The 26,515-nt window shown below is 73.3% G+C and carries 27 protein-coding genes; 18 read left to right on the top strand and 9 right to left on the bottom strand.

The annotated features are described in order from the left end of the window. From V1L54_RS19130 to V1L54_RS19120, 3 genes are all read left to right on the top strand, one after another. Positions 1 to 299 (top strand): zinc ribbon domain-containing protein (locus tag V1L54_RS19130; protein ID WP_330119265.1); only part of this gene is annotated, 299 nt, incomplete at its 5' end. Between the two features lie 31 nt (positions 300 to 330). Beyond that, the gene (locus tag V1L54_RS19125) at positions 331 to 921 is read left to right on the top strand and encodes a Uma2 family endonuclease (protein WP_330119264.1); all 591 of its coding nucleotides are present in this window, start codon (positions 331 to 333) and stop codon (positions 919 to 921) included. A 57-nt stretch (positions 922 to 978) separates the two neighbouring features. Beyond that, positions 979 to 1,980, top strand: coding sequence for an SDR family NAD(P)-dependent oxidoreductase (locus V1L54_RS19120; protein WP_330119263.1), 1,002 nt, complete (start codon positions 979 to 981; stop codon positions 1,978 to 1,980). 156 nt (positions 1,981 to 2,136) lie between these two features. Here V1L54_RS19120 and V1L54_RS19115 read toward each other — a convergent pair whose 3' ends face one another. Further along, complete coding sequence (locus tag V1L54_RS19115) at positions 2,137 to 2,625, bottom strand: MarR family winged helix-turn-helix transcriptional regulator (RefSeq protein ID WP_330119262.1); 489 nt, start codon at positions 2,623 to 2,625, stop codon at positions 2,137 to 2,139. A gap of 95 nt (positions 2,626 to 2,720) precedes the next feature. On the opposite strand from V1L54_RS19115, the gene V1L54_RS19110 reads away from it, so the two are divergent. Both V1L54_RS19110 and V1L54_RS19105 read left to right on the top strand, forming a co-directional pair. Continuing rightward, positions 2,721 to 3,140, top strand: a complete 420-nt coding sequence (locus V1L54_RS19110) for an HGxxPAAW family protein (RefSeq protein ID WP_330119261.1) — start codon at positions 2,721 to 2,723, stop codon at positions 3,138 to 3,140. 100 nt (positions 3,141 to 3,240) lie between these two features. Further along, complete coding sequence (locus V1L54_RS19105) at positions 3,241 to 3,516, top strand: hypothetical protein (RefSeq protein ID WP_330119260.1); 276 nt, start codon at positions 3,241 to 3,243, stop codon at positions 3,514 to 3,516. A gap of 62 nt (positions 3,517 to 3,578) precedes the next feature. Here V1L54_RS19105 and V1L54_RS19100 read toward each other — a convergent pair whose 3' ends face one another. Both V1L54_RS19100 and V1L54_RS19095 read right to left on the bottom strand, forming a co-directional pair. Beyond that, positions 3,579 to 4,748: a zinc-dependent alcohol dehydrogenase gene (locus tag V1L54_RS19100; protein WP_330119259.1), complete on the bottom strand. Its 1,170-nt coding sequence runs from the start codon at positions 4,746 to 4,748 to the stop codon at positions 3,579 to 3,581. Next, positions 4,745 to 5,233 (bottom strand): hypothetical protein, encoded by a 489-nt coding sequence (locus tag V1L54_RS19095; RefSeq protein ID WP_330119258.1) that lies wholly within the window; start codon positions 5,231 to 5,233, stop codon positions 4,745 to 4,747. The genes V1L54_RS19100 and V1L54_RS19095 overlap by 4 nt, the downstream gene beginning before the upstream one ends. A 226-nt stretch (positions 5,234 to 5,459) precedes the next feature. Here V1L54_RS19095 and V1L54_RS19090 point away from each other — a divergent pair, with 226 nt between their 5' ends. The 7 genes from V1L54_RS19090 to V1L54_RS19060 all read left to right on the top strand — a co-directional run bounded on the left by V1L54_RS19090 (position 5,460) and on the right by V1L54_RS19060 (position 12,773). Beyond that, the gene (locus V1L54_RS19090) at positions 5,460 to 6,050 is read left to right on the top strand and encodes a Uma2 family endonuclease (protein ID WP_330119257.1); all 591 of its coding nucleotides are present in this window, start codon (positions 5,460 to 5,462) and stop codon (positions 6,048 to 6,050) included. A 260-nt stretch (positions 6,051 to 6,310) separates the two neighbouring features. Beyond that, positions 6,311 to 7,582 (top strand): aspartate kinase, encoded by a 1,272-nt coding sequence (locus V1L54_RS19085; protein ID WP_330119256.1) that lies wholly within the window; start codon positions 6,311 to 6,313, stop codon positions 7,580 to 7,582. Then, positions 7,579 to 8,682 (top strand): aspartate-semialdehyde dehydrogenase, encoded by a 1,104-nt coding sequence (locus V1L54_RS19080; RefSeq protein ID WP_330119255.1) that lies wholly within the window; start codon positions 7,579 to 7,581, stop codon positions 8,680 to 8,682. The genes V1L54_RS19085 and V1L54_RS19080 overlap by 4 nt, the downstream gene beginning before the upstream one ends. Before the next feature lie 430 nt (positions 8,683 to 9,112). Next, the gene (locus V1L54_RS19075) at positions 9,113 to 9,712 is read left to right on the top strand and encodes a SigE family RNA polymerase sigma factor (RefSeq protein WP_330119274.1); all 600 of its coding nucleotides are present in this window, start codon (positions 9,113 to 9,115) and stop codon (positions 9,710 to 9,712) included. Beyond that, positions 9,709 to 11,022 carry a hypothetical protein gene (locus V1L54_RS19070; RefSeq protein WP_330119254.1) on the top strand — a complete coding sequence of 438 codons (1,314 nt, stop codon included), beginning with the start codon at positions 9,709 to 9,711 and terminating at the stop codon, positions 11,020 to 11,022. Before V1L54_RS19075 ends, V1L54_RS19070 begins: the two co-directional genes overlap by 4 nt. A 72-nt stretch (positions 11,023 to 11,094) precedes the next feature. Further along, on the top strand, positions 11,095 to 11,979 hold the full coding sequence (locus V1L54_RS19065; RefSeq protein ID WP_330119253.1) for an SURF1 family protein: 885 nt from the start codon (positions 11,095 to 11,097) through the stop codon (positions 11,977 to 11,979). Between the two features lie 152 nt (positions 11,980 to 12,131). Next, the gene (locus V1L54_RS19060; RefSeq protein ID WP_330119252.1) at positions 12,132 to 12,773 is read left to right on the top strand and encodes an SDR family oxidoreductase; all 642 of its coding nucleotides are present in this window, start codon (positions 12,132 to 12,134) and stop codon (positions 12,771 to 12,773) included. 79 nt (positions 12,774 to 12,852) lie between these two features. Here V1L54_RS19060 and V1L54_RS19055 read toward each other — a convergent pair whose 3' ends face one another. The 4 genes from V1L54_RS19055 to V1L54_RS19040 form a co-directional block, all read right to left on the bottom strand. Then, complete coding sequence (locus V1L54_RS19055) at positions 12,853 to 14,514, bottom strand: exonuclease domain-containing protein (RefSeq protein ID WP_330119251.1); 1,662 nt, start codon at positions 14,512 to 14,514, stop codon at positions 12,853 to 12,855. A 182-nt stretch (positions 14,515 to 14,696) separates the two neighbouring features. Beyond that, complete coding sequence (locus tag V1L54_RS19050) at positions 14,697 to 15,275, bottom strand: GerMN domain-containing protein (protein WP_330119250.1); 579 nt, start codon at positions 15,273 to 15,275, stop codon at positions 14,697 to 14,699. Beyond that, positions 15,272 to 16,789 carry a sensor histidine kinase gene (locus V1L54_RS19045; RefSeq protein ID WP_330119249.1) on the bottom strand — a complete coding sequence of 506 codons (1,518 nt, stop codon included), beginning with the start codon at positions 16,787 to 16,789 and terminating at the stop codon, positions 15,272 to 15,274. The genes V1L54_RS19050 and V1L54_RS19045 overlap by 4 nt, the downstream gene beginning before the upstream one ends. Continuing rightward, complete coding sequence (locus V1L54_RS19040) at positions 16,786 to 17,490, bottom strand: response regulator (protein ID WP_330119248.1); 705 nt, start codon at positions 17,488 to 17,490, stop codon at positions 16,786 to 16,788. The genes V1L54_RS19045 and V1L54_RS19040 overlap by 4 nt, the downstream gene beginning before the upstream one ends. 143 nt (positions 17,491 to 17,633) lie before the next feature. Between V1L54_RS19040 and V1L54_RS19035 the strand changes: the two genes are divergently transcribed. From V1L54_RS19035 to V1L54_RS19010, 6 genes are all read left to right on the top strand, one after another. After that, positions 17,634 to 18,503 (top strand): SGNH/GDSL hydrolase family protein, encoded by an 870-nt coding sequence (locus tag V1L54_RS19035; protein WP_330119247.1) that lies wholly within the window; start codon positions 17,634 to 17,636, stop codon positions 18,501 to 18,503. Between the two features lie 87 nt (positions 18,504 to 18,590). Further along, the gene (locus V1L54_RS19030; protein WP_330119246.1) at positions 18,591 to 19,880 is read left to right on the top strand and encodes an acyltransferase family protein; all 1,290 of its coding nucleotides are present in this window, start codon (positions 18,591 to 18,593) and stop codon (positions 19,878 to 19,880) included. Positions 19,881 to 20,168: 288 nt separating this feature from the next. Continuing rightward, on the top strand, positions 20,169 to 20,957 hold the full coding sequence (locus V1L54_RS19025) for a hypothetical protein (protein WP_330119245.1): 789 nt from the start codon (positions 20,169 to 20,171) through the stop codon (positions 20,955 to 20,957). Continuing rightward, positions 20,954 to 22,273, top strand: coding sequence for a 7-cyano-7-deazaguanine synthase (locus V1L54_RS19020; RefSeq protein WP_330119244.1), 1,320 nt, complete (start codon positions 20,954 to 20,956; stop codon positions 22,271 to 22,273). Before V1L54_RS19025 ends, V1L54_RS19020 begins: the two co-directional genes overlap by 4 nt. A 183-nt stretch (positions 22,274 to 22,456) precedes the next feature. Next, positions 22,457 to 22,684 (top strand): type II toxin-antitoxin system VapB family antitoxin, encoded by a 228-nt coding sequence (locus tag V1L54_RS19015; protein WP_330119243.1) that lies wholly within the window; start codon positions 22,457 to 22,459, stop codon positions 22,682 to 22,684. Next, positions 22,681 to 23,088 (top strand): PIN domain nuclease, encoded by a 408-nt coding sequence (locus tag V1L54_RS19010; protein WP_330119242.1) that lies wholly within the window; start codon positions 22,681 to 22,683, stop codon positions 23,086 to 23,088. The genes V1L54_RS19015 and V1L54_RS19010 overlap by 4 nt, the downstream gene beginning before the upstream one ends. Before the next feature lie 378 nt (positions 23,089 to 23,466). Here the strand turns inward: V1L54_RS19010 and V1L54_RS19005 are convergent, their stop codons facing one another. Continuing rightward, positions 23,467 to 25,236, bottom strand: coding sequence for a hypothetical protein (locus V1L54_RS19005; RefSeq protein ID WP_330119241.1), 1,770 nt, complete (start codon positions 25,234 to 25,236; stop codon positions 23,467 to 23,469). Between the two features lie 161 nt (positions 25,237 to 25,397). Beyond that, on the bottom strand, positions 25,398 to 26,231 hold the full coding sequence (locus V1L54_RS19000; protein ID WP_330119240.1) for a PIG-L family deacetylase: 834 nt from the start codon (positions 26,229 to 26,231) through the stop codon (positions 25,398 to 25,400). Between the last annotated feature and the right edge of the window lie 284 nt (positions 26,232 to 26,515).

Raw genomic sequence — 26,515 nt, 5'->3', positions numbered from 1 at the left:
GACTCAACCGCAGCATCCTCGACGCGGGCTGGGCGCAGTTCCCCGGAATCCTGGCGAACAAGGCCGAGAGTGCCGGTCGCCGCACGGTTCCCGTGGACGCGCGCAACACGCCCCCTGGGCTCCGCCCGGGAGGCACCCCCACCCGCACGTGCCCCGACTGCGGGCATGTCGCGAAGGAGAACCGCGTCACCCAGGAAAAGTTCCAGTGCACGGCGTGCGGGTTCGCGGCGAACGCGGACCGTGCCGGCGCATCGAACGTCCTCAACAGGGCCGGGCTGGCCCTCTGTGCGGCGGCTTAGCCACCGACGCAGGAAACCCGCGCGTTCACGCGTGGGCGGAGTCACGACCCCTGGGACCGCTGGCCGGCCGCAGCTGCTCGTCGAGGGGTTCGAGCAGCTTGCCCGCACGGCGCCGGAAACCGTGCGGCTGGAGTTCATCAACGGAAAGCTGGAGGTCAAGCCGGTGCCGGACGGTGATCACGGGGCAATCGTCATGTGGCTCCTCAAGCAGTGCATGCAGCAGCGCCCCGAGCCGGCTCTGTACCCGGAGCAGGGACTCAGGGTCGAGAAGTACCGCGGCGGCTCGGTCCGTCCGGACGGTTCCCTCGCGCCCGAGGGAACCTTCGCCGGCCAGGGGGAGTGGGCCGAGCCCGACGGTGTGCTGATGACCGTCGAGGTCACGTCGTACGACGCGGACACCGACCGGCGTGACCGGGTGGAGAGGCGCGACGGGTACGCGGCGGCGGGCATCCCCGTGTACCTCCTGGCCGACCGCGACGACCACAGCCTCACCGTGCACTCCGAGCCGGAGGGCGGCACGTACCGCACCCGGACGACCCGGCCGTACGGCGCGGTCGTCGAGCTTCCCGCCCCGGTCGGGATCACGCTGAAGACGGAGCGGCTCAAGGACTACGCCCGCTGAGACCCGCCGCCGGTCCGCCCTTGACTTCGAGAGCGCTCCAGTTCGTAGCGTCACGGCATGGCCACTCCACAGCGCGTTATCGGATCGGGTTTCGGGGCGACGAGCACGGCGGAGGAGGTGCTGGACGGGATCGACCTCACCGGGAGGCTCGCGGTCGTCACCGGCGGCTACTCGGGCATCGGACTGGCCACGACGCGGGCGCTGGCCCGCGCGGGCGCCCGGGTGGTGGTGCCCGCACGGCGGCCGGAGGCCGCGCGGGAGGCCGTCGCCGGGATCGGCGGCGCGGCGGCGGAGGTGGAGACAGAGGTGGAGGTCGACGAGCTGGACCTGGCCGACCTCGACAGCGTCCGCGCCTTCGCGGAGCGCTTCCTCGCCTCCGGGCGCGGCATCGACATCATGATCAACAGTGCCGGGATCATGGCCTGCCCGGAGACCCGGGTCGGGCCGGACGGCTGGGAGGCCCAGTTCGCGGTCAACCACCTCGGCCACCACGCCCTCGTCAACCGGCTGTGGCCCGCGCTCTCCCGGGCGGGCGGGAACGGCGGGGCGCGGGTGGTCGCGGTGTCCTCCAACGGCCACCAGGGCTCGGACATCCGCTGGGACGACCCGCACTTCGAGCGCGGCTACGACAAGTGGCAGGCGTACGGGCAGGCGAAGACGGCGAACGCGCTGTTCGCCGTGCACCTCGACGCGCTCGGCCGGGAGTCCGGCGTACGGGCCTTCTCCGCGCACCCCGGCGTCATCGCCACCGAGCTGGGGCGCCATCTGACGGACGGGGAGCTGATCGCCCTGGGGTTCATGAAGGCGGACGGCACCTGGGCGGACTTCTTCCGCACACCCGAGCAGGGCGCGGCTACCCAGGTGTGGGCGGCCACCTACCCGCGGCTGGCCGGCATGGGCGGCGTCTACTGCCAGGACTGCGACATCGCCGAGTACGCCGTGCCCACCGCCGAGGGGTACACCGAGGGGGTGCGGGAGTACGCCGTCGACCCGGCGGGCGCGGCGCGGCTGTGGGCGCTGTCGGCGGAGCTGACCGGGGTGGACGCCTTCGCCCGCTGACCGGCGGGTACGGGCGGTGCCCCGGGCCCGGGCAGGCCGCCGTCAGTCCTGTCCCGGGGCCGAAGCCGGGGCCGGGCCGCGCACCACGGCGGTGAAGACCGCGCGGCCGGGTGCGGCCGCCGGAGCACTTGTCCCCGCGGTCCTCCCCTCCCGGGGTCAGCCGGTGGTTCCCCGGCCCCGCCGGATCTCCTCCAGTTGCGTGCGCATCAGCTCGGCCGCCCGGGTGAACCAGTCGTGGAGGACGGCGACCTCGTCCGGCGTGTAGTCGGCGAACAGCTCCAGCAGCCCCCGGTAGAAGGACCCGTACACGGCCGTGACCCGTTCGGATGCGGCTTCCCGGAGGACGATCCGCACCCGGCGGCGGTCCGCCGGGTCGGGCTCCCGGCGGGCGTAACCGGCCCGTTCCAGACGGTCGAGGACACCGGTGACCGCGCCGGTGGTGAGGTGGGCCCGGGTTGCGAGATCACCCGCGCTGAGGTGCTGGTCGCCCGCACCGAGGAGGTGGCCGAGACAGGTGAGGTCGGTGACGTTCAGTCCCAGTCGCTGGGCGATGTCGTGCTGTCCCACCAGGCTGAGCGCGATGAGCCGGTCCATGGCGGCCAGTGCCTGATCGGCCGTGGCCTCGGAGCGGGGCCTGCCCTCCATCCACATTCTCCTTAGAATCTAAGATAATTAGTAAGTAAGCTAAAGCGTCTCTGCCGGATCACCGGTCCGGCCGCCGACGGATCACTGGGGGAGTCATGGGCAGCGTGCACGGTGACCACGACATGGGCCACACCGTCGCCGGATGGACGGGCACGGCCGCCGCCCTCGTCGGGTTCACGGGTGCGGGGGTCTCCCTGTGCGCGGCCTGGCCGCCGGGCGTCGTGCTCGGGTCGGCGGTGGTCACCTTCGGCGGGCTGGTCACCTGGGCGCTGCACCTGATGGGCTGGGGCAAGCCGAGCGGTCCCCGGCCGGCGGATCAGTGGGACTGGCGCGTCAAGGATCCCATGACGGGGCACGGCGACTGCCCGGGCTGCCGGCTGGCGGGCCGGACCCGCGGACGTGGGGCCGCACCGGCGGCGGCTCCCGCCGCACGGCGGATCCCAGGGGTCGCCGTGCCGTCCGAGGGTCCCCCGGCCGGTACCGGGCCGTCCGTGCACTCCGCCGCGGCCGGGTGAGCCACGGCCCGCGGCGGTCAGGTGGCGGCGGGAGCCGCCGGCGGCCCGGCGCATGGCGGAGGCCGCCGCCCGGATGCCGGGACAGGCACCGGTGAGGTCGGTGTCGACGACCGCCCGCCAGGCCGCCGGGCGCGGCGGACTCGACGCCTACCGCGCCAAGCCGGACGCCGCCGCCCGGGCCCGGGCGGCGGGGAGCGCCAGCGCCCGGACCGAGCCCGTCGACCTCACGGCCACCCTCCCGGGCCCGGTCACGGCCTGGGGCCAATGCCTCCCCGGCCCTGAAGGCCCTCGCGCCGCGACCGCCGTCCTCTCCCGAGCGGCTGCCCGCCTTCCGCGCCGCCACGACCGAGGCGGTACGGACCTGGCCGCGGCGTGATCACTTTCTGACCACTCTCTGATCGTCCTGTGATCACTCCTCCTGGGCACGCTCAGGCCGCGTCACGGCCGGAAGACCGCCCGCACGCAGCCGTCCTTCTTGTGCTTGAACATGTCGTAGCCCGCCGGGGCGTCGTCCAGGGACATGGGGTGGGTGGCCAGGTGGGCGGTGCTGATCTCGCCCCCTGCGATGCGGTCCAGCAGCATCGGGATGTAGCGCTGGCCGTGCATCTGGGCGCCGCGGAGGGTCAGCCCCTTGTTGACCACCATGCCCAGCGGGAACTTGTCGACCGCCCCGGCGAAGACGCCCAGCACGAAGACCGAGCCGCCCTTGCGGCAGGCGTGGATCGCCTGGCGCACGGCGGTGGGCCGGTCCGTCTGGAGCCGGAGCTGGTGCTTGACCTGGTCGTAGAGGTAGTCGGGGCCGGTGCTGTGGGCCTCCATGCCGACCGCCTCGATGCACACGTCCGGACCCCGCCCGCCGGTCCGCTCGCGCAGTTCGGCGGCGACGTCGGTGGTGGTGTAGTCGATGGTCTCGGCGCCGATGTGCTCCTCGGTCATCGCCAGCCGCTCGGGGATCCGGTCGATGGAGATGACGCGCTCGGCGCCCTTGAGGACCGCCGCCCGCGCCGCCATCTGCCCGACCGCGCCGCAGCCCCACACCGCGACCACGTCGCCCGGCTGCACCCCGCCCAGATCGGCGCCCATCCAGCCGGTGGGCACCGAGTCGGAGGCGAACAGCGCGCTGGTGTCGTCGACTCCCTCGGGGACGGTGAACGCCCCGTGGTCGGCGAAGGGCACCCGCACGTACTCGGCGTGGCTGCCGCGGATGCCGCCCATGGCGTGCGAGTAGCCGAAGATCCCGGCGGTCTCGTAGCCGAAGAGGGCCTGGCCGATGCCCGGATTGGTGTTGCTGTTGTCGCACAGCGACCACAGGTCGTTCTCGCAGTACCAGCAGTTGCCGCAGCCGATGAAGGAGCACACCACGACCCGGTCGCCGGCCTTGTGGCGGTGCACCCCGGAGCCGGTCTCCACCACCTCGCCGACGAACTCGTGCCCGATCACGTCGCCGGCCTGCATGGCCGGGATGTAGCCGCCGATCAGATGCAGGTCGGAGCCGCAGGTGGTGCTCGCCAGCAACTTCACGATCATGTCCTGGTCGTTGCGGATCTCCGGATCGGGGACCTGCTCGACGGACAGCTTGTTCACGCCCTCCCAGCAGACCGCCCTCACAGCACTCCCTCCCCGCCGGCGCGCCGGGTGGCCAGCCCCACGAGCCTGCTGCCGAGGGTCTCCTCCCGGGCAGTGGGCACGTCCGGACGCAGCACCTCGCCGGTCTCCAGAAGCGCCTTGGCCTGCCGCAGCGCCTGCCGTACCGGTTGGCGCGGGTCCTCGCCCGCGAGCCGGGCCGGCAGCGAGTACTGGGCGGGCTGCGCCCGGACGGGTGTGCTCCCCTCGCGCAGCCGCGCCGCCAGCTCGGTGCCGCGGCCGCCGGGGGCGGGCCGTACGGTGACCTCCAGGTCGTCGCCGAACTCGTCCAGCGGGCGGGGCGGCCGGCCGCCGTCGGGCAGCACCGCCTGGGGCGGGCGGTTGACGGTGACGACCAGCCACCGCTCGCCCCGCCGGACGTCCGCCGGCGGGGACGCGAGTTTGCGCAGGGCCACCGCACCGGCCCCGGCGCCGGCGAGGACCAGCGCTGTGCGCGCCGCGTGTTTCATGGGCTTTCCGCCTCTCGTCTGCCGCACACGGGCGTACGTCTGCCGCGCATGCCGGCTTCCTGCTGTTCCAGGGGCTTCGGGGTACCCGTGTCCGGTGGCCCCATGCGCCCGCCGGATCCCGGCGTGCGCTGCTCCGGCCGGGCCCGGTGGGCGTTCGCTCACTCGTGCGGGTGACGGAGGCGGGAAGCGGCCGGGCGGCGCGGGAGAGTCGGCGAGGATCCGCCCCATGAGAGGGGCGACGGGTGACGAGCCCGAGTACGTGTGGCCGCGACCGCCGGTCGGCGGGTACACCGCCGGCGATCTGGACCGGTTGCCCGGTCTGCCGCCCCACACGGAGCTGATCGACGGGAGCCTCGTCTTCGCAGGTCCGCAGAACGTCTTCCACATGCGTGCCCTGCGTCTGCTGGAGAACCGCCTCCTGCACGCGGTGCCCCCCGGGCTGGACGTCGTCCGCGAGATGACCGTCACCCTCGGCGAGCGCGACCGTCCGGAACCGGATGTCATGCTCGTCGGAGCGGACGCGGACACCGGTCCCCACCAGACGACCTTCCGCCCCGCGGACGTCTTCCTCGCCGTCGAGGTGGTGTCGGAGGACTCCCGGGCGCGGGACCGGGAGACCAAGCCGCGCAAGTACGCGGCGGCCGGTATCCCGCACTTCTGGCGGATGGAGGAGGACGGCGGACGGCCGGTCGTCCACGTCTTCGAGCTGGAGCCCGCCACCCGCACCTACGCCGTGACCGGCATCCACCACGACCGGCTCGAGGTGACCGTGCCGTTCGAGCTGGACATAGATCCGACGGCGGTCGCCCGGCGGTGAAACCCCGCGTGTACCCCGAAAGCGCCCCGCCCAGAATGTGACCTGTCTTACGTTTCACCGGTGTTTCCGTGTGAGGACGCCCGGCACCGGGCATGGGTGGCCGCTGAGCCGGTGCGACGTGGCGCCGCGCCACCACTGCCCGTGGGCGGAACATCTCACGATGTGGTAGAGGCGGGGTCGGAAAGGCCTGCTCGGTAAACTGGAACGACCGCTGGGTTCCTGTACGGGAACCCCGGAAGACAAAGTTACGAGGAGCGCACGTGGGCCTTGTCGTGCAGAAGTACGGCGGCTCCTCCGTTGCCGATGCCGAGGGCATCAAGCGCGTCGCCAAGCGAGTCGTCGAAGCCAAGAAGAACGGCCACCAGGTGGTCGTCGTGGTTTCGGCGATGGGTGACACGACGGACGAGCTGATCGATCTCGCTGGAGAGGTGTCCCCGGTAGCGTCGGGGCGCGAGTTCGACATGCTGCTGACCGCCGGAGAGCGGATCTCCATGGCGCTGCTGGCGATGGCGATCAAATCCCTGGGACACGAGGCGCAGTCGTTCACCGGCAGCCAGGCCGGTGTCATCACCGACTCCGTCCACAACAAGGCCCGCATCATCGACGTCACACCGGGCCGCATCAAGACCGCGCTGGACGAGGGCAACATCGCCATCGTCGCCGGTTTCCAGGGCGTCTCCCAGGACAAGAAGGACATCACCACCCTGGGCCGGGGCGGCTCGGACACCACCGCGGTGGCGCTGGCCGCCGCGCTGGACGCCGAGGTCTGCGAGATCTACACCGACGTGGACGGCGTGTTCACCGCCGACCCGCGGGTCGTGAAGAAGGCCCGCAAGATCGACTGGATCTCGTTCGAGGACATGCTGGAGCTGGCCAGCTCCGGTTCCAAGGTGCTGCTGCACCGCTGCGTCGAGTACGCACGCCGTTACAACATCCCGATCCACGTCCGCTCGTCCTTCTCCGGACTGCAGGGCACATGGGTCAGCAATGAACCGCAGGGAGACCAGCCGATGGAGCAGGCGCTCATCTCGGGTGTCGCGCACGACACCTCCGAGGCGAAGATCACGATCGTCGGGGTGCCCGACAAGCCGGGCGAGGCCGCGAAGATCTTCCGGGCGATCGCGGACGCCGAGCTGAACATCGACATGGTGGTGCAGAACGTCTCCGCCGCCTCCACCGGACTGACCGACATCTCCTTCACCCTCCCCAAGACCGACGGCCGGCGCGCCATCGAGTCGCTGGAGAAGGCCAAGGGCGGCATCGGCTTCGACTCGCTGCGCTACGACGACCAGATCGCCAAGATCTCCCTGGTCGGCGCCGGGATGAAGACCAACCCGGGCGTGACCGCGACCTTCTTCGAGGCGCTGTCGGGCTCCGGGGTCAACATCGAGCTGATCTCCACCTCCGAGATCCGCATCTCGGTCGTGACCCGCAAGGACGACGTCAACGAGGCCGTGCGGGCCGTGCACACCGCGTTCGGCCTGGACAGCGACAGCGACGAGGCCGTCGTCTACGGGGGCACCGGGCGATGACCCCCGCCGCCTCGGGCGTTCCGCGCACCGGGGACCGCGCCGGCCGGCCCACCCTGGCCGTCGTCGGCGCGACCGGTGCGGTGGGCACCGTGCTGCTCGGGCTGCTGTCGGAACGCGCGGACGTCTGGGGCGAGATCCGGCTGGTCGCCTCGCCCCGGTCGGCGGGCCGCAAGCTGACCGTGCGCGGTGAGCAGACCGAGGTGCTCGCCCTGGGCGAGGAGGTCTTCGAGGGCGTGGACGTCGCGATGTTCGACGTGCCCGACGAGGTCGCCGCCCGGTGGGCGCCCGTGGCGGCCGCCAGGGGCGCGGTGGTGGTGGACAACTCCGCCGCGTTCCGGATGGACCCGCAGGTGCCGCTGGTCGTTCCCGAGGTGAACGCCCACGCGGCCCGGAACCGCCCGCGCGGCATCGTCGCCACCCCCGACTGCACCACCCTGACGATGATCGTCGCGCTGGGCGCCCTGCACGCGGAGTGGGGCCTGGACGAGCTGGTCGTCTCCTCGTACCAGGCCGTCTCCGGATCCGGGCGGCGGGGCGTGGACACCCTGCGCGAGCAGCTCGCCGCCGTGGCCGGCACCGAGGTGGGCACCCAGCCCGGCGATCTGCGCCGGACGGTCGGCGACCGCACCGGCCCGTATCCGGCGCCGATCGCGCTCAACGTGGTGCCCTTCGCCGGCGCGGCGGCGCGGGACGGCTGGACCACCGAGGAGCTGAGGATCCGCGACGAGTCGCGGAAGATCCTCGGACTGCCGCGGCTGCGCGTCACCGCGACCTGTGTCCGCGTCCCGGTGGTCACCACCCACTCGCTGTCCGTCCACGCCCGCTTCGAGAACGAGGTGTCGGTGGCCGCGGCCCACGAGATCCTGGCGAGCGCGCCGGGCGTGGTGGTGTGCGACGACCCGGCCGCGGGCGAGTTCCCCACCCCGGCCGACGCGGTGGGCACCGACCCGGCCTGGGTGGGGCGGGTGCGGCGCTCGCTGGACGACCCGCGGGCGCTGGAGTTCTTCGTGTGCGGCGACAACCTGCGCAAGGGGGCCGCGCTCAACATCGCGCAGCTCGGCGAGCTGCTCGCGGTGGAGTCGGCGGCCGGCGGCGGCTGACGGCGGCCGACGGGGGCCGGCGGGGGAGGCGGCCGGCGGGTGCCCGGAAGTCCGGAAGATCCGGGTACGGGCCGTCCGGTGCGGCCCGGCGCGCGCCGGGCGCGGGACTGTGAAGGAGTCGTAATGAAGCCACGCCCCGCAACCGCTTGATCCGGATCAATGTTCTGAACGAGGATTTTGTCTTCGCGCATCCGGAACCGCGGTCCGGGTGCGGGCGTCTTCACCTTCCTGCCGGAGAACGGGGACGCCGAGGTGGCGGTGCGGAGGAAGAGGTGGTGCGCATGCGGTTCTTCGAATCGTCGTCGACAACGACGGCCCACGCGTACAACCCTGACGGGGGGCAGTGTGTCCAACTGGCGTGGCAGAGGTACTCGGAATCGCGACGGCGCCCGTACGGATCCCCGAACGGGGCGGCACGGCGGGCAGGGGCATGCCCGTGATCGCTCCCTGGCCGGCGTCCCGTCCGGCGCCGGCGCCGACGTCCACCCCGCTTCCCGCGCGGCCGACGGACGCTGACGGCGCGATGGCGATGGCAGCGGGCACCACAGTCGACCACCTCACCGAGACCTACCGCGCCCACTACCGCTCCCTGCTGGGGCTCGCCGCCCTGCTCCTCGACGACACCGCCTCCTGCGAGGACGTCGTGCAGGAGGCGTTCATCCGGGTCCACTCGGCGCGCAGCCGGGTGCGGGAGCCGGAGAAGACCCTGGCCTATCTGCGCCAGACGGTCGTCAACCTCTCCCGCTCCACGCTGCGCCGCCGCATCCTGGGGCTCAAGCTGCTCTCCAAGCCGATGCCGGACATGGCCTCGGCGGAGGAGGGCGCCTACGCACGGATCGAGCAGGACGAGCTGAAGAGGGCGCTGCGCAAGCTCCAGCGCCGCCAGCGCGAGGTGCTCGTCCTGCGCTACTTCGCGGACATGACCGAGGCCCAGGTCGCCGAGGCGCTCGGCATATCGCTGGGCTCGGTCAAGGCGTACGGTTCGCGGGGCATCGCGGCCCTGCGGGTCGCGATGGAGGCGCCCGCATGAGCGGCGACAGCCGACCCGAGGAACGGCGCGAACGGCACGAGGCGCACGATCCCGGCTCCGACTCCGGCCCCGCCCCGGACTCCGGCGGCGACCGCGGCCGGACGGAGGGCCGCACCCCGGCGGCCCCGGAACGGGACGACCGGGCCCCGGACGACCGGGCCGCGGACGGGCCGGACCTGCTGGAACTGGACGAGCGGTCGCTGCGGCTGCTGCTGCGGGACGTGGTGCAGGACGTCGAGCCGTCCCCGGACGCCCTCGACCGCATCCACCGGGCCGTACCCGCCCGCCGGGCCCGCCGCCGCCAGCTGGCGGTCGGCGCGGTCGCGGCGACCCTCGTCGCCGGCTTCGCCGTCCCCGTCCTGACGCAGAGCGGCGTCGTCTCCCGGGTCCTGGACGGCACCAGCACCAGCGCCGCCGACGGCACCCGGCAGGACGGCGGCTCCGCGACCGGCGAACACGGCGGCGACTCCGCCCGCGTCGAGGCCGACGGAAGCCTCCGGGACGGCGAGGAGGCGGCCGGCGCACCCGGCCGGGACGACCACTCCGCGGACGGCCGGCCGGCCGAGCCCGGCACCGACGACACCCTCGCCCCCGTCTCCCCGGTCTGTCTGCGCTCCCAGCTCGACGACGGCGGCACCGGCGCGGAGCCCGCCGGCGCCGGAGGCCAGGTGTACGGGGTGTTCCGGATCACCAACGTCTCCGACTCCTCCTGCCGGGTCACCGGCCCCGACACGGTCAGCGCCACGGTGCTGGGCGGCACCGGGGACGGCGACGTCACCGTGGTCCACCACACCGGCGGGAGCCGGGCGACCGGGCTGCCCGACCCCGGGTCGGCACCGGAGTCGATCATCCTGGCGCCGGGCCGGTCGTACGAGGTGCGGTTCGCCTGGGTGCCGGACGAGGGCGGTGCCCCCGGCTGCCCCCCCTCCTCCGGCCCGAGCCCGACGCCCAGCGGCGGCTCCGGTTCCGGCTCCAGCGGGGGCTCCGGTTCCGGCGGTACGGACGGCACCGGCGGCGGTACCGGCGGTACCGGCGGCGAGACCGGCGACGGCACCGGGACCAGTACCGGGAGCGGGGACGGCGTGGAGGGCGGCGACGCCCTTCCGGAGGAGAGCCCGGACGGCACCGGTACGAACGCCGCCGCCCCCCAGCTCGGGTACGACACCGGCGGCCCCGACGGCGGCACCGCCTCGCCCCGGGTGCTCCTGCGCTACGTACCGGCGGCCGGGGAGCCGCGCATCGGCCGCGTCGAGATCGCGAACGCCTGCGCCGGGACGGTGTACCGCACCGAACCGCTCCAGGCGAAGTGACGGCGGTCCGTCCGGCGGCGCACGGCGGGGGCGGCCGGGACCCGGCCGGTCCGTCACCGTACCGTTGAGGACGTGTACCGGTTCCTGCTGACGCCGCGCTGGTGGGCGATCAACGTCTTCGTCCTGCTGTCGATCCCCTTCTGCCTCTTCATGGGGAGCTGGCAGCTGGGCCGCTTCGAGGACCGGGTGGACACCCACCAGGCCCGGCAGGAGCGGTCCGAGGCGCGGTCCGGCGACCGTGCGCGGCCCGCGGCCAGGCCGCTGGAGGAGCTGCTGCCGCTCACCGAGGAGACCGTGGGGGAGCGGGCCCGGGCCACCGGCCGCTACGACACGGGCCGGGAGTTCCTCGTACCCGGGCGCCGGATCGACGACCGCGAGGGCTTCTACGTGCTGACCATGCTGCGCACCGGCGACGGCCCGGCCCTCCCCGTCGTCCGCGGCTGGCTGCCCGGCGCGGCGGACCCGGCGCGGGTGCCCGCGCCGCCCGGCGGCGAGGTGACCGTGACCGGCGCGGTCCAGGCCCCGGAGACCCAGAGTTCCAGGGGCGTGAGCGCCGGCGGCGCCCTGCCGGACGGGCAGCTCGGCATCATCAGCGCGGCCACCCTGGTCAACATGGTGCCGTACGAGGTGCGCGACGTGTGGATCACCGTCGAGCGGCCGCGGGAGCCGATGGCGGCCGTGCCGCCGGTCGCGCCGGCCGGCGCCGGACTGGATCTGAAGGCGTTCCAGAACCTGGGCTACACCGCCCAGTGGTTCGTCTTCGCGGGCTTCGTGATCTTCATGTGGTACCGGCTGTTCCGCCGCGAGGCGGAGACCGCGCACGATCTCGCCCTCGGCCTTCCGCCCGAGCCCGGCCCCGGCTCCGAGCCCGAGCCCGGCCCCGGCGGGGATTCCGCTCCCGGCCCCGGCGACGAGGTCCTCGCGCGGCTCGACGGCAGGACGCCGCCGGGTCCCTGAGGCCGGGGCAGGGGCCCGGCCCGTATCCGCCCGGTCCGCCACCCGGAGGCGCGTCACGTTCCCGGGGGCGGCACGGCGTACCCGCCCACGACACCCGGCTCCCGCCCGGCGGCGGATGTCACACATCCGCCCTCCGTCCCCGTCCAGGGGGTGTGAGAATCGCCATCGTCGGAGGGACCGGCACCCTGGGACGGCAGGTCGCCGACGAGCTGCGCGCACGCGGCCACGAGGTGCGGGTGCTCAGCCGCGCCTCCACCGGGCACCCGGTCGACCTCACGACCGGGCGGGGACTGCGCGCCGCCCTGGAGGGCTGCGACACCGTCGTGGACACGGCCGACGCCCCGACGGTGAGACAGGCGCGGCGCACCCTCGTCGAGGGCTCGCGGCGGCTGCTCGGTGCCGGGGCGGAAGCCGGGGTGGGCCACCACGTCTGCGTGTCGGTCGTCGGCTGCGACCGGGTGCCGGCGGCCTACTACCGGGTCAAGACCGAGCAGGAGCGGGTGGTGGCGAACGGGCCGGTGCCCTGGACCGTCGTCCGCGCCACCCAGTTCCACGAGTACGTCGCCGGGATGCTCGACTCGGCCGGGCGGTGGCGGGTGCTGCCGGTGCCCAGGGCGCGGATCCAGCCCGTCGCCGTCACCGAGGTGGCCCGCGCGGTCACCGGCCGGTACGCGCTGCCGCTGCCGCTGCCCGGCGGGCTCGGCCGGGCACTGCGCGCGGGTGGAGCGACCACCGCACGGCCGGACGTCCGCGGCAGCGTGCCGTTCGCCGTCTGGCTGGGGGAACGGCGGTGACGAGCGCGGACGCCCCCGCCTCCCGGCGCCGTCCGGCACCGCCCGCCCCCGGGAGGCCGCGTCCTGCACGGCACCGGGCCTACCGCACCTCGACCGCCGGACCGCCCCGGTGCCGCCGCAGCCGGTCCAGCGCCTCGTCCACCTGCTCCCGCAGCTCCCCGGGCACACCGTCCCGGTGGACCGTCAGCGTGGGGCGGGGATCCCGGGTGAAGCGGACGTACGGCACCGCCGGGTCGGCCGCGTCCTCCACGAGCCGCCGGACCGCACGGGCGTAGCCGCCGCCGTTGCCGCTGTCGCACAGTTCGGCGGGCAGCTCGTGGCGCCGCCAGCCCACGGGAGGGCCGGAGACGGGGAACACCAGCCGGGTGCCCGCCCGGCCCGCCTGCCCGCCGCCGTCCCCGCCGGCCGCCTCCGTCCCGCCCTTCTCCCGTTCCCGTTCCCGCTCCTCCTCCGCCCGCGCGATCCGGCGGCGCAGCTCGTCCTCGGCCTGCCGGGGGGTGAGGACGGGGATGCCGTGGTCCCGTACGGCCTTGAGCCGTGCCGCCCGCCCGACGTCCGCGGCGACGACCAGGTCGGTGTTCTTCGAGACGGCGGTCCCGAGGGTGGCGCCGTGGCGCCCGGCCCAGGCCGTCACGGCCCGCACCTCCGCGTCCTCACCGCGCGGCACCAGGCGTACGCCGCTCAACTCCTCGTGGACGGCGGGCAGTTCGCGGGCGAGCTCCGGCACGTCCAGGAGCCGGGCCAGCCCGTGGAGCCGCCGGGCCGCGTCCTCCGGCACCGGGCTCCCGGCCCGGCGCAACGCGGCGTGCCACACCTCGCGGTGCAGGGCCCGCAGCGACTCCCGGCCGAAACCGGCCCGGCCCATCAGAGCGCCCAGTTCGGCGGCACCGTCCCAGGTGACGCGGCCGCTTCGGGCGAGGCGCGCCTCCAGCGCCGTGCGGTACGCCGCCGCGCCCGCCGCGTCCGGCACCGTACGCGCCCCGACCGGCAGGGAACGGCACAGCCCGGCGAGGTCGCCCCGGCGCCCCGTGGCCGGGTAGGCGCGCGGCACGGCGCGCACATCCCCGTCACCGCCGCCATCCCCGCCACCGCCGTCACCACCGGGCGGTACGAGCGGGGACGGCCATACGGGGACCGGCCGCAGCACGAGCCGGCTCGGCGCCGCGGCCAGCAGGGTCGTCAGCGCGGCCGCCGTGTTGCGGGCGTCGGCGAGCGCGACGTGTTCGGTGCGGGGCCACCGGCCCGACAGGCTCCGCACCGCGCCCGGCAGCCGGTACGCGGGCCAGTCGAGCTGGGCGCGGAAGGCGCTCACCGTGCACAGCCCGGGCAGGCCCGGCTCCGGCGGCGTCCAGCCCAGCCGGCCGAACTCCGCGGCCAGGAACCGCTCCTCGAAGGGCAGGTTGTGCGCGACCGTCACGGCCCCGTGCAGCAGCCGGAGCAGGGTGTCGGCGAGCTGCCCGAACGCCGGCGCCCCGGCGACGTCCCCGTCTCCGATCCCGTGGTGGTCGGCGGTCTCCTTCGGGATGCTCCGGCCGGGATCCACCAGTGAGGAGAACTCCTCGACGACCTCGCCGTCCCCCCGGACGCGCACCACCGCGATCTCGCACACCCGGTGGCCGTGCCGGGGGTCGAGGCCGGTCGTCTCCAGGTCCACCACCGCGTACTCCGGCCCCAGGGCGTCGGCGCCCTCGTCCGGTGCGAGACCGCCCTCGTCGCGTACGAGGTGAACGGTGCGGAACATGGCGCTCCCCGTGGTCGCTCTCCCGGTGGCCGGTCCCGTGCCGGCCGCCGCCCCCATCCTGCCCGCCGGCCCTGACACCGGCACACGGACCCGGGCCGCGGAGACCGCCGGGACGTGCGGTCCGCCGGCCGGCCCCGCCGACCGTACGCCCGCCGGGGCCGGTCCGTCACCCGCGCGGCCCGTCAGCCGGTCACCGGTACCGCGTTGCCGTTGGGCCCGCAGCGGACCGTCCAGTGCGTCCGGGAGTGGACACCGCCCTCGCGGATGCGGACGTCGACCCGCGTGGGGGGCCGGTCGCCGGGCACTTCGGCGTGGGCGGCGGTGCAGACGAGCTGGCTGACCGCCGTGACGTCGAGTTCACCGGTGGCGACCTTCACCGGGACGGAGATGTCGACGGCCCCGTCGGCCGCCGTGGCGGTGAGCCGGCCGGCCATCGGCGGTACCTGACTGGTCAGACCGCGCTCGCGCTCGGCGGAGGTGGGGCCCGCCAGGAGGAGGTCGAGGGCCTGCTGCGGGCCGAGCGGCCGCTCCACCGGGCGGGACACGGCGCGGATGCCGTGGGAGTCGGCGAAGTAGAGGCGGACGAGGCGGGCTTCGGTGCCGGGCAGCTGGACGCCGGAGGCCGGTGCCCCGGCCGGTACGGGCCCGCCGGGAGCGATTCCGCAGCCGGCGGCGGTGGCGGCGAGCAGGGCGGACAGGGCGCCGAGGACGGCCGCCGCGCCGCGCGGGGGACGGCCGGACCGGGCCGGAGGACGCGTCATCGCCGCTCCCGCGGTGCGGCGGCGAGGGGGAGGGCGAGGGTGAAGACGGCGCCGCCGGGGGTGTTGGCCGCGGTCAGGGTGCCGCCGTGCAGGCGGGCGTTCTCGTGGGCGATGGCCAGGCCGAGACCGCTGCCCCGCGAACGGGTGCGGGCCGTGTCGGCCTTGTAGAAGCGCTCGAAGACGTGCGGGAGGACGTCCTCGGGAATGCCGGGCCCCCGGTCGGTGACGGTGACGACCGCCCGGCCGCCCTCGGCACGGGCGGCGACGGTGACCGGAGGCCGGCCGTGGCGCAGCGCGTTGCCTACCAGATTGGCCAGGACGACGTCGACGCGACGGGGATCGGCGCGCACCGGGACCGGAACCGGCAGGTCGGCGCATACGCGCTCGTCGCCGGACCAGCCGCGCAGCTGGAGGGTCTTGGCCACCAGGGTGCACAGGTCCAGCTCCTCCGCGCGCAGCGGGGCGGCCCCGGCGTCGAAACGGGATATCTCCATCAGGTCCTCCGTCATACGGGCGAGGGAGCGGATCTCCTCGCTGATCAGCCGGACGGCGTCGGCGGTGTCCGCGGGCAGCACGCCCGAGGCGGCGTCCTCGTCGAGGACCTCGGTGACGGCGGCCATGGCCGCGAGAGGGGTGCGCAGTTCGTGGGAGACGTCGGCGGTGAAGCGGCGCGCGCCCGCCTCCATGCGGCGCAGCTCCGCGTCCTCCCGCTCCAGGGTCTCGGCCATGGTGTTGAAGGAGCGGATCAGATCGGCGAGTTCGTCGCGGCCCGCGACGGCGAGACGGGTCCCGAACTCACCGGAGGCGATGCGTTCGGCGCCGCCGCGCAGCCGCCGTACGGGGCGCAGGACGCCGCGGGCCGCCAGCAGGGCCGGGACCACGGCGACGGCGAGGGCGGGGACCGCCCCGGCCTGGGCCGCGGTGACCAGGGCGGCGATGTCGGTCCGGTCCTCGTCGAGGGGGAAGGAGGCGTACGCGGTCAGCCCGGAGAGCCCGTCCCCGTCGCCGGCCTCGTCCCCGCCGTCCCCGCCGTCGTCGCCGGCCCCGCCGCCGGGCCGCCCGGGCGCGTCGGCGTAGGCGACGGGCATGCCGACGGCCAGCCAGGGACGGCCGTCGCGTTCGACGTGCTGGTACGCCGCCTGGCCCTTCTCCCGGACGGTCTCGCGGAGCGCCTCCGGTACGGGCGGCGCGCCGGGGGAGGCCGGCACCGGATCGCCGCCATCGTACGAGACGGCGGAGTGCCATTCCCGGGAGCCGCCGGCCTGGTCGAGCCGGCGGGCCAGGCCGCGCAGCTCGCCGGTGCCGGGCGGGACGGCCAGGTCGGGGACGAGGGAGTCGAGCTGGGCGCGCAGATCGGCGACGGCGGTGCTCCGGCTGCGCTCCAGGATGGACGAGCGGGCCTGCTGGAAGGTGAGGCCCGCGGTGAGCAGCGCGCCGAAGGCGGTCGCCAGGAGGAAGGCGAGGACGAACCGCGCCCGCAGCCCGCTGGGGAGGCGCGGCCCGGCGACCCTCACCGGAGGGGTCCGAAGCGGTAGCCGAAACCGCGGACGGTCTGCACGTACACCGGCCTGCGCGGATCGTCCTCGATCTTGGCGCGCAGCCGCATCACACAGGCGTCGACGAGACGGGCGTCGCCGTAGAAGGAGTGCTCCCAGACCTGTTCCAGGAGCTGCTGGCGGCTGTGGACCTGGCCCGGGCAGGCGGTGAGGAACAGCAGCAGCTTGAGTTCGGAGGGGGCCAGGGCCAGTTCGGTGCCGTGCTTGGACACCACCAGGGTGGTGCGGTCCACGGTGAGGTCCCCGTGGCGCTCCGGCCCCGTCGCCGGATGCGCCGCCGACGGTGTGTCCTGGGCGGGTGCGACCCGGCGCAGGACGGCCTTCATCCGGGCTTCGATGATCTCCGCGCCGGCCGGTTTGACGATGTAGTCGTCGGCGCCCGCCTCCAGGCCGACGACCATGTCGATCTCGTCGCCGCGTGCGGAGAGGATGATGATGGGGACCTGTTTGCTCTCCCGGATCCGGCGGCACACCTCCAGGCCGCTCATCCGCGGCAGCATCAGATCGAGCAGCACCAGGTCGGGCCGGCAGCGTTCCAGGGCCGGCAGTCCGGTCTCGCCGCTGCCGGCGACCTCCACCTCGTGGCTCCGGCGCCGCAGCGCGAGGGTGACGCCCCTCTGCACGGCGGGGTCGTCTTCGATGAGCAGGACTCGTGCCATGGGTGACGCACTCTTCTCCGGCTTCTCCGGCTGGCGGCCTTCTTCCACCAGGGTGCTCGAAGCGTATGACGCCTGTTTCCGCGTCACATGATGAAACGATGACGGGCCGTCCGGGCGGCGGTCGCGCGGGTTCTGCTGGAGACATGGACAACAAGACCACCAGAACTGTCAGGCCCGCCGGAAGCACTGTCTCCGCGCACCCGGCGCGCCGCACCACCGGACTCGGCCTCGCCGCCGCGGCGGCCGTACTCGGCCTCACCGCCTGCGGCGGAGCCGACACCGGCATCGAGACCGACAACGGCACCGCCGCCACCGGCTCCGGCACCGGTGCGACCACCGACGGGCAGCCGTCCGGCACCCCGGAGAACGGCGCGAAGCCGCAGCGGTTGCTGTGGATGGGCGACTCCATCGCCGAGGTCGAGGCCCCCGCCCTCGGCGCGGCGCTGGAGGCGGCCCGGGTGGAGTTCGCGTCCATGGCCGCCACCGGGGGCGGCGGTGTCGTCGGCGAGGTCGCGGAACCGACCTGGAAGTCACTCCCGCAGAAACTGGAGTCCTTCGCCCCGGACGTCGTCGCCTACCAGATCTCCACCTACGACTGGGGCACCCCCGGCGAACAGCGCGCCGCCTACGAGCGGCTGGCCGGGACGGTGAACGACGCGGGCGCCGAACTCGTCATCGTGTCCGCGCCGCCCATCAAGATGGACGAGTTCTACAAGCCGCACGAGGCCGAGATCGAGGCCGCGCCGAAGTCCGCCGAGGAGGTCGCGGACGAGCACCCGGACACCGTCCGCTTCCTCGAATCCGCCGCCCTGTGGGGCACCGACAGCACGGCGGACCGGGCGCAGCGCAGCAAGGACGGCATCCACTCCTGCCAGCAGGGCTCGGCCGCGTTCGCCAAGTGGTTCGGCGAGGAGCTGGGCAGGCACTACGACTTCACCCCGGCCCCGGCGGAGGAGTGGGCGAACGGGGAGTGGACCGGCGACGAGATCTACGGCCGGCTCGGCTGCCGGTAACCCGCGCGGAGCGGGCCGCCGCCCCGCCGTGACCGTACGCCCGCCGCGGGGCGGCCCGGGCCCGCCCCGCCCTTCCCGAGAGAGACCATGGCCACTCAGCTCCCGCCGGCACGCGCCGGCCGCCGCCCCCGCACCGTCCGCACCGCCCCGGCCGTCTCCGCCGCCCCCGTCCCGGGGCCGTACGCGACCGGGCACATCGCACCCCTGGACGGCCTGCGCGGTCTGGCCGTCCTGGGCGTGCTGCTCTTCCACACCGGCCACCTCGGCGGCGGCTTCCTGGGCGTCGACCTGTTCTTCGTGCTGTCCGGCTTCCTGATCACCGGCCTTCTGCTGAGGGAGACCGGGGCCCGCGACGGCCGGATCGACCTCGTCGCCTTCTGGGGGCGGCGCGCACGCCGCCTGCTCCCCGCGCTCGCCGTCATGATCGCCGGGACCCTGGTCCTCGTCTGGGCACTCGGCCCGCCGGCCCTGCTCCGCCACGCCCTCGACGACGCGCCGTGGGTGGCGGCGAACCTCGCCAACTGGCACTTCGTCTCCGAACAGGTCGGCTACTGGGACTCGGCCGACACCCGGGTCTTCGCCCATCTGTGGAGCATCGCCGTCGAGGAGCAGTTCTACCTGGTCTGGCCGCTGCTCCTCGGGCTCGCGGCCCGGGGCCGCGACGCACACCGGCGCGTCGCCGTCCTGGCCACGGCCGGAGCCGCCGTCTCGCTGGCCCTCATGATCGTGCTCACCGTCCCGGCCGACACCACGCGCGTCTACGAGGGCACCGACACCCGCGCCTTCTCCCTCCTGCTCGGCGCCCTGGCGGCCACGGCACCGGCCTCCCGCCTCCTGGCCCGGGCGGGAGACCGCGCGGCCGGCTGGGCGGGTGCGGTCCTGGTGTGCGGGATCGGGGCGTACTGGGCCACGGCCGACGGACAGGACGACCTCTCCCTGTTCCAGGGCGGGCTCTTCCTCCACGCGCTGGCCGCCGCCCTGCTCATCGGCCTCCTCGCCCGGGCGCCCCGGACCCTGGCCGGCCGCCTCCTCGCCGCGCCTCCCCTGCGCTGGTTCGGCCTGCTCTCCTACAGCCTCTACCTGTGGCACTGGCCCGCCTGCCTGCTGCTGAGCGAGGAACGCCTCGGTCTGTCGGGCTGGAGCCGTACGGCCGTCGTCCTCGCCGTCTCCACGGCCGCCGCCCGGCTCTCCAAGACGCTGGTGGAGGATCCGGTCCGGCACCGGGCCCGCTGGGCGAAGGGCCGCACCGGGCTCGCCGCCCTCCTGGCCACCTTCGCCGCCCTGGCCGTCCTGTGGCTCCTCATCCCCCAGCCGCAGACCGCCACCGGCACCGTCGACATCACCCGCCTCCTCCCGGCCCCTCCGGCCGCCGGGTGACCCGCCCCGGACCACGCGATACCGGCCTGGCGTTTCCGCAGCAGGCGCGGACCGACCCTGCCGGCTCCTCGGCCTGCCGTGGAGTGAAGCCCGGCGCGACACGCGTGACCCGGTGTTGCGTACGGTCGCATTCCGGGCGTTCATGTCGCGGAGAACGACACTTCCGGCCGGCCGGCCGCTGCACTGCTCCGCGCCGCCCTGGCCGAGTCGCGCCCTACCTGGGGATCGTCCGATCTGATGCCATGGCTGGGAGAGCGGGGCGGGACACCATCGGGCTGGGGGTGCGGTGTGGGGACGTCCACGCGATGGCGAGGGCCGAGTGGCGACCGGTGGAGCTCCGCGGCGGGGCGGCTGGCGCGCTGGCGGGAGGACTCGCGCAACGCGGACCAGCGCCTGGAGGAGATCGCCGCGGACCAGTTGCGTGCCCTGCACGAGACACTCCGTGCGGACCGATCGGCTTTCGGGCTGTACGACGCGACCCGTGCGGCCGGTGAAAAGCTCGCCGGAGCCCTGGGCCCGCTGGCCGCGGAGGGCGCCGAGTCGGCGGACGCGCTCGTCGCGCGTCTGGTCCCGGAGGTCGGCGGAGACGGCGGCACACTCGCCGACGCCGCAGTGCGCAGGGCGGTGGCCGCGGCGGTCCGCGAGGTCTGGGACAGGCACCCCGAACTGGACGGCGCCTTGGACGGCGGTGCCGCGCGCGGGGGCTTCGCCTGGGACATCCTGTGCGATCTCTACCAGGTCTTCTTCGCCGACGTGGTGGGGGAGTTCCTCCGGTCCGTTGTCGCCGAGCACGTCAAACTGGCAGTGCCGGTGCTCATCGTGACCGATCCGGAAGGCAGGATCGCCGACTGGGTCGCGGAGAAGACGGTGGACCTGGTGCCGAATCCCTGCGAGGTGGCCGCTGAAGCGACGGATCCTGCAGAGGCTGTGGACACAGCACAGTCGGTGGTGGGCGGTGCGCAGGATCCGTCAGCCGTGCTGCCCAGGATCGCCGAGTCGCTGGTACCGCGGGCGGTCGGCAGGGTGCTTGGCCTGATCACTGACGAGATCGCCGGAGAAGAGGGGGCCGCGGCGTGACCGGTTCCAACCATTTCCTCTGGTGGCGTGGCCACCGCGGAGACAGGCCGCGCGATGCCCGCTGGACGGAGATCGGCGAGGAAGCCTTCCAGGAAAAGGAGCGCCGCATCACCGGCCGGCACCACCTGCCCGGTCCGGTCCCCGACTGGGCCGAGGACTTGTTCCGCGTCGCCAGGGCCTCGTTCATCGCCGACAAATACGTGCGCCGGGCCGGCGTCCGGGACCGGTGGACCCGCCGCATCAGCCTCACCGTGCCCGTCGCGGAACACGAGCGGTGGCAGAGCGCAGCCGTCCGTACCCACTTCACCGCACTCCTCCAGACCCTCACCGGGGACCTTTGGAATGTGGACTTCCGGCCTCTCACCGGCCACCGGGTCGAGGAAGCGATGATCTTCCCCGACGACCCTCGTGCCTCGGAAGTCGCGCTGTTCTCCGGTGGACTGGATTCCCTCAGCTGGGCCGCCACCCGCTCGCGCGCCGCCGACCCCCGGCCGCTGCTGCTCGTCATGTTCCGTGAGATCGGCCTGCTGCGTCTCCAGCAGCGGGTGTACAAGGCCGTCGAGCGACTGGGCGGACCACGGCCGGTGATGCTGCTGCCGATGAGCCAGACCCCGGCAGGCGACGGCTCCGGGCTGCGGTTGGAGACCTCCTCACGTACTCGCGGCCTGTTGTACGCGGCGGGAGCGATCCGCGCTGCCACCGCGCACGGAGTGGTCACCGTCCACATCCCCGAGAACGGCCAGCTCGCCCTCAATCCACCTCTGACGCCCGCGCGTTCGGCCGCCTGCTCCACCCGTTCCGTGCACCCGCGGACACTGGCCGGTCTGAACGCTCTGGTTACCGCCGTGAGCGACGCCGGGAGCGCGGTACGGGTGGTCAACCCCTTGGCGCAGCCGACGAAAGGCGAGGTATGCAAGGCAGGACGTGACGCGGGCCTCACTCCGTCGGACCTGGAATCCACTCTGAGCTGCGGCAAGCCACCCACCCGCCGCAGCGGTGGCCCTCCCGTCGCCAACTGTGGCGTTTGCTTCCCGTGTCTGGTGCGCCGCTCCGGGCTGCTCCACGCGAACGGCAGCGACGGCACCCGGTACGAGGCATCGCCCTGGGCGGACAGCCTCCCCTTCAACCGGAGCACCGACTGGCGCGCACTGCAGCGGTGGCTGCTCGGTCGGTACACCCTTACGGATGTGCTCACCGATACCCCGTTGCCACCGGGCACGGATCCGGCGTCTGCGCTCGATGTCATCAGGCGCGGGCGTGAGGAACTGGCCCGGCTGCTGCCGGCGTCTGCGGCCGAGGCCGCCGACGCGGCATAGACGGCACCGGCGAGACCTGCCGGCACCGGACCGGAACCGGACCGCCTCGGCGGTGGACCCCGCCTCCTGCTGTCCGTGGTGTGCTCACCGGTCCGCAGGTGTCAGGGACGGTCTGGTCCGCCCTTGTGATACATTGAATCATGTATATTGATGCATTGGTTGATGTATATGGAGGTGGTGCTCATGAGCAGGACCGTCATCGACCTCGACGACGAAGCCCTGGAGGCAGCGGCGAAGGAGCTGGGCACTTCCACGAAGCGGGACACCATCAACACCGCCCTGCGGGAGATCGTGGCCCGCAACCGCCGCCTGCGAGCCCTGCACGAACTGCAGGACCTCGCGGACGAAGGCGCCCTCGACGCCGAGCTCCTCCTCGACAAGCGCAACTACCGAGGCGGCCCCACCCGGTGAGCGTGGCCGACTACCTCATCGACACGTCGGCCCTGGTCCGCATCCTGCTGCGCCGGGCAACCGAGGAGTGGGAGCAGCGAATGGGCGCCGGACTGGTCGCCCTGTGCTACCTCACCGAACTGGAGGTGCTCTACTCCGCACGTTCCGAGAAGGACCGTGAAGCCATCCAGGGACGACTGAGCCAGTTCACCTGGTGCCCCATGCCCGACGGCGTCTACCGGCGTGCCCGCGTCGTACAGCGCGGGCTCACCGCCAAGGGGGAGCACCGCAGTGCCGGAGCCGTCGACCTCCTCGTGGCCGCGGCCGCGGAAGAAGCAGGGCTCACCCTGCTGCACTACGACCGGGACTTCGAAACCATCGCCCGCACCACCGGGCAGCCGGTCCGAATGATCGACATCAGGTAGCCGGCCAGCTCCGGGAGCCGCGCCACGGCAGGCATCCCGCCCCACCTCACCCGCCCCTGTCGAGTCATACGGAGGCCCCAGCAGCCGGGGGAGCGGCCGATTCCCCCTCGGTGCCGCTGGTGGGACACCACGCACCGCCAACTGACCCGGTCACGAAGGCAGCCCCCGAATACGACGCCCCGCCTTCCCTGACCGGGCAGTCCTCGTAGACCATGGTCGAGGACGCCGCTGAGCCACGGCGCGCGCCGACTGCCACAAGGTGCGCCGGCCCACGGCCGCCGCACCATCTCCCTTCAGAAGCCCACGCAACCCCTGGTGATCACGTGGTGGCTGCTTCCCCGTCGGCCCCGGCCACGAACTGGTCAATCGGCTCGGAGCCTACTCGGCATCGCAGGTCGTGGCCTCGGGGCCAGTCGGTTCGGAAGGCATCGTGCCAGTGCTCTCGCTCTTCTCGCCCGCCTCGGTGGGGGCGTGGCGCCGCCGTTGGAGCTCGTCGCGTTCAACGTCCGGGATCCTCATCGACTCGGCAAGCACGGCGGCGAGCGCGTCCACTCGGGTGTTGTCGATGTCAGCGTGGAAGAGCCACCGGATGTTTTCGTCGCGTGTGATGAGGTCGATCGCCAAACGCGCGCTTCTGTCCTGTGCGGTCGTTGTCCGGACGTATCGCACTTGGTCGACCGGGATGTCTTGACGGATCTCGGCTTGTTCGAGGAACGCGTTCGTCTTGGCCGTGATGATGCGGCGATCAGTGACGGCGACCAGTGTCTTCGCCGCAGCCTTGTCCCTCGCTGCCGCCAACTTCTCCTTCGCTCCGCCGAGGATCGCAGACATGGGACCGAGGGCATCGAGCTGGTCGGGGAAGCCGAGGACACGCAGGGTCTCACCGTCCTCGAGGAGCCATCGCAGGATGCGAAGGTACGGATCGAGATCCAGCGAGTCGGGTGCGCAGACGGCGCCCGGGGCCTCGAGCGGAGGGGCCGGCGGATGGAGGGCATCGGCAAGAGGTTCGATCGTCTCCAGAAGAAGGGCGGAGGTTTCGCGGGCTGCCTTCACGTCCTTCCGCTTCCCCGGCAGCGGCCATGCGTCGGGTCCGGGGAGCTCGGCGATGATCCGCAGCTCCCGCGTCAGCGCGTCGACGAGGCTCGTCGTCCCGGCGAGAGCGGAGTCGAACTCCGCGCGGGTGTCGCGCGCGATGACCTCGGCGTACTGCGCCTCGGCGGCGTCTTCGCGTCCAGCGGCTCTCGCCCTCGCTGCGCGGAGCGCGTGATACCCGGTCCATGCCTTGACGGAGGACAGGAGGGCGTGGGCGTCGAAGACGATCGCCTCGGCGTTCGTCTGCAGATACTCACGGTGGCTGCGCGCGTCGGGCCGACCGATCTGCCTGACGTGGTCGCGGACGTTCCCCTGGTAGAGCTCAAGCTGCTTCTGCAGCAGCGCTCCACTGCCCGCGACGTCCTCCCACAGGGACGTCGGAACAGATTCGATCTCTCGCGCCTGGTCGACCGCGCGATCGATGGCGGCGACGAGCCCCGTCAGTTCGGCCCACTGGTCCTTGCGGATGGTGGTGAGGACCTGACTTGTCACCGCGAGGTTGGTCCTGACGAGGCCCGAGACCTCACTCAGCATCATCTGAAGGGCGACCATGGCCAGCGCCGGCCCGATCGAGGCCGCGGTCTGCGCCTTGCTCACCGCATTCACAGGGTAGAAGCGGGCCGCATGCAGGAAGCGGCCAGGAACCATCACCGTTCCGAGGTTCGCACCGTCCTTGACCGCGAGCGTCGCACCGCTCCTCAGCAGGGCCTGTGCCGTGTCGCCGATCCTGTAGAGCCCCCGCACGCCGGCGAACGCGTTTCCAAGATTGCCGGCCACGGTCGCCGCGTTCCCGATCGAGGCGAGGACCGCGGAGATCTGCCTGCGGTCGGCAGCCGGCACGATCCCGAAGTCGATCAGATCGGGCTTCAGCTCCGGCGGGACCTCACCGGCGACGACAGCCACCCCTGGGAGCACCTCCACCAGGACCGTCGACGCCGTCGTCGAGTCGATGTCCGAGTCGGACGTCGGATCGTCCACAACAGGTGAGTCGGCGGTATCGCTCCGGCCGTTCTCCTCAGCCTCGGCTCTCTCCGTCGAATCCGAAGAGTCCTGCATCCGATCTCCTCCCCGCTGGCGCGCGCAACGGCCGGACCTCGTCGGCGTCGACCGCCGAAGTCTACGGATCAACGCCTGCGGTTCAGCCCGAATCCGCCGGGCTGATTCCGCACTGGCTGGCGCCGGCCGAGCTCTCCAGGGCTCCGCCCCGGATGAGTGGATCAGCGCAGTCCGGCGAAGAGATCGTTCTCGGGTACGGCCTCGCCGGTGGCGTCCTGGACACGTACGAAGGTCTCCGTGCCCATCAACTCGCCGAACCTCTCCTTGCCCATCCTGAGGAAGAAGATGTTCTCGCCCTGACTGGCGTGCGCGGCCAGCGCGTCGAACTTCTGGCCGCTGAACGCGGTGGTGTCCACCCACGTGGTGATCTCGTCGTCGGGGAGGCCGATCTCGGCCATCGCGGCGGCCTCGGCAGGATCCGGCTCCGGCATGTCCGGATGGAACTCGCGCATGATCTCGCCGAACCGCTGCATCATCGAGCGGGGCGCCGTGGTCCAGTACACCTTCGGTGTCAGCGTGGTCATCTCCAGCGCCGCCATCGTGATGCGGTGGGCCTGGATGTGGTCGGGGTGGCCGTAGAAGCCGTTCTCGTCGTAGGTGACGACCACATCAGGTCGGTAGTGCCGCATGAGTTCCGCGAGTCGGGCCGCGCCTTCCTCCACGGGGGTCTGCCAGAAGGATCCGGGGGCGTCGTTGCTCGGCCACCCCATCATCCCGGAGTCGGCATAGTCCAGCATCTCCAGATTGCTGACCTTCAGGACGTCACAGCTCACCTTGAGTTCTTGACGGCGCATCAACGCGACGGCCGCCGGATCGTGCCCGGGGTCGCCCGGCTTGACACCCCCCGCTCCGTCACCGCAACCGCCGTCGGTACACGTCACGAGAACCGTGCGGATGCCTTCCGCCGCGTACCGCGCGAGGACCCCTCCGGTTCCGGTGGCCTCGTCGTCGGGGTGGGCGTGCACCGCCATGAGCGTCAAGGGCCGGTCAGTCATCAAGCAGTCCTCCTGCGGAAACACGTCTTGGTCCGAGTGCGCGGCGGGCGTACCGCGATCCCGGGCCCGGATCCTGCCGGGGTAGACGACCTCGTGGTCTCCGAAGTTCCCCGCCCGTGCGGCGCCGATCACTCGGCCGATGCAACAGTGCCGGCCGGACCCGCTATTCCCGGAGCGGTTCACTTTTACCTGTCGGAGTAGGTCATCCCGGGTGAGAGTCGGTCACATGATCACGTGGGTCCTGCTTGCGGATGCCCGCCTCACCGTGCTTCCGGGAGTTGGAT

It is taken from the genome of Streptomyces rubellus, assembly GCF_036323805.1.
Lineage (GTDB): Bacteria > Actinomycetota > Actinomycetes > Streptomycetales > Streptomycetaceae > Streptomyces.
Note: the sequence above shows the minus strand (reverse complement) of the source record. Positions and strands in the feature narration are given on the sequence as shown.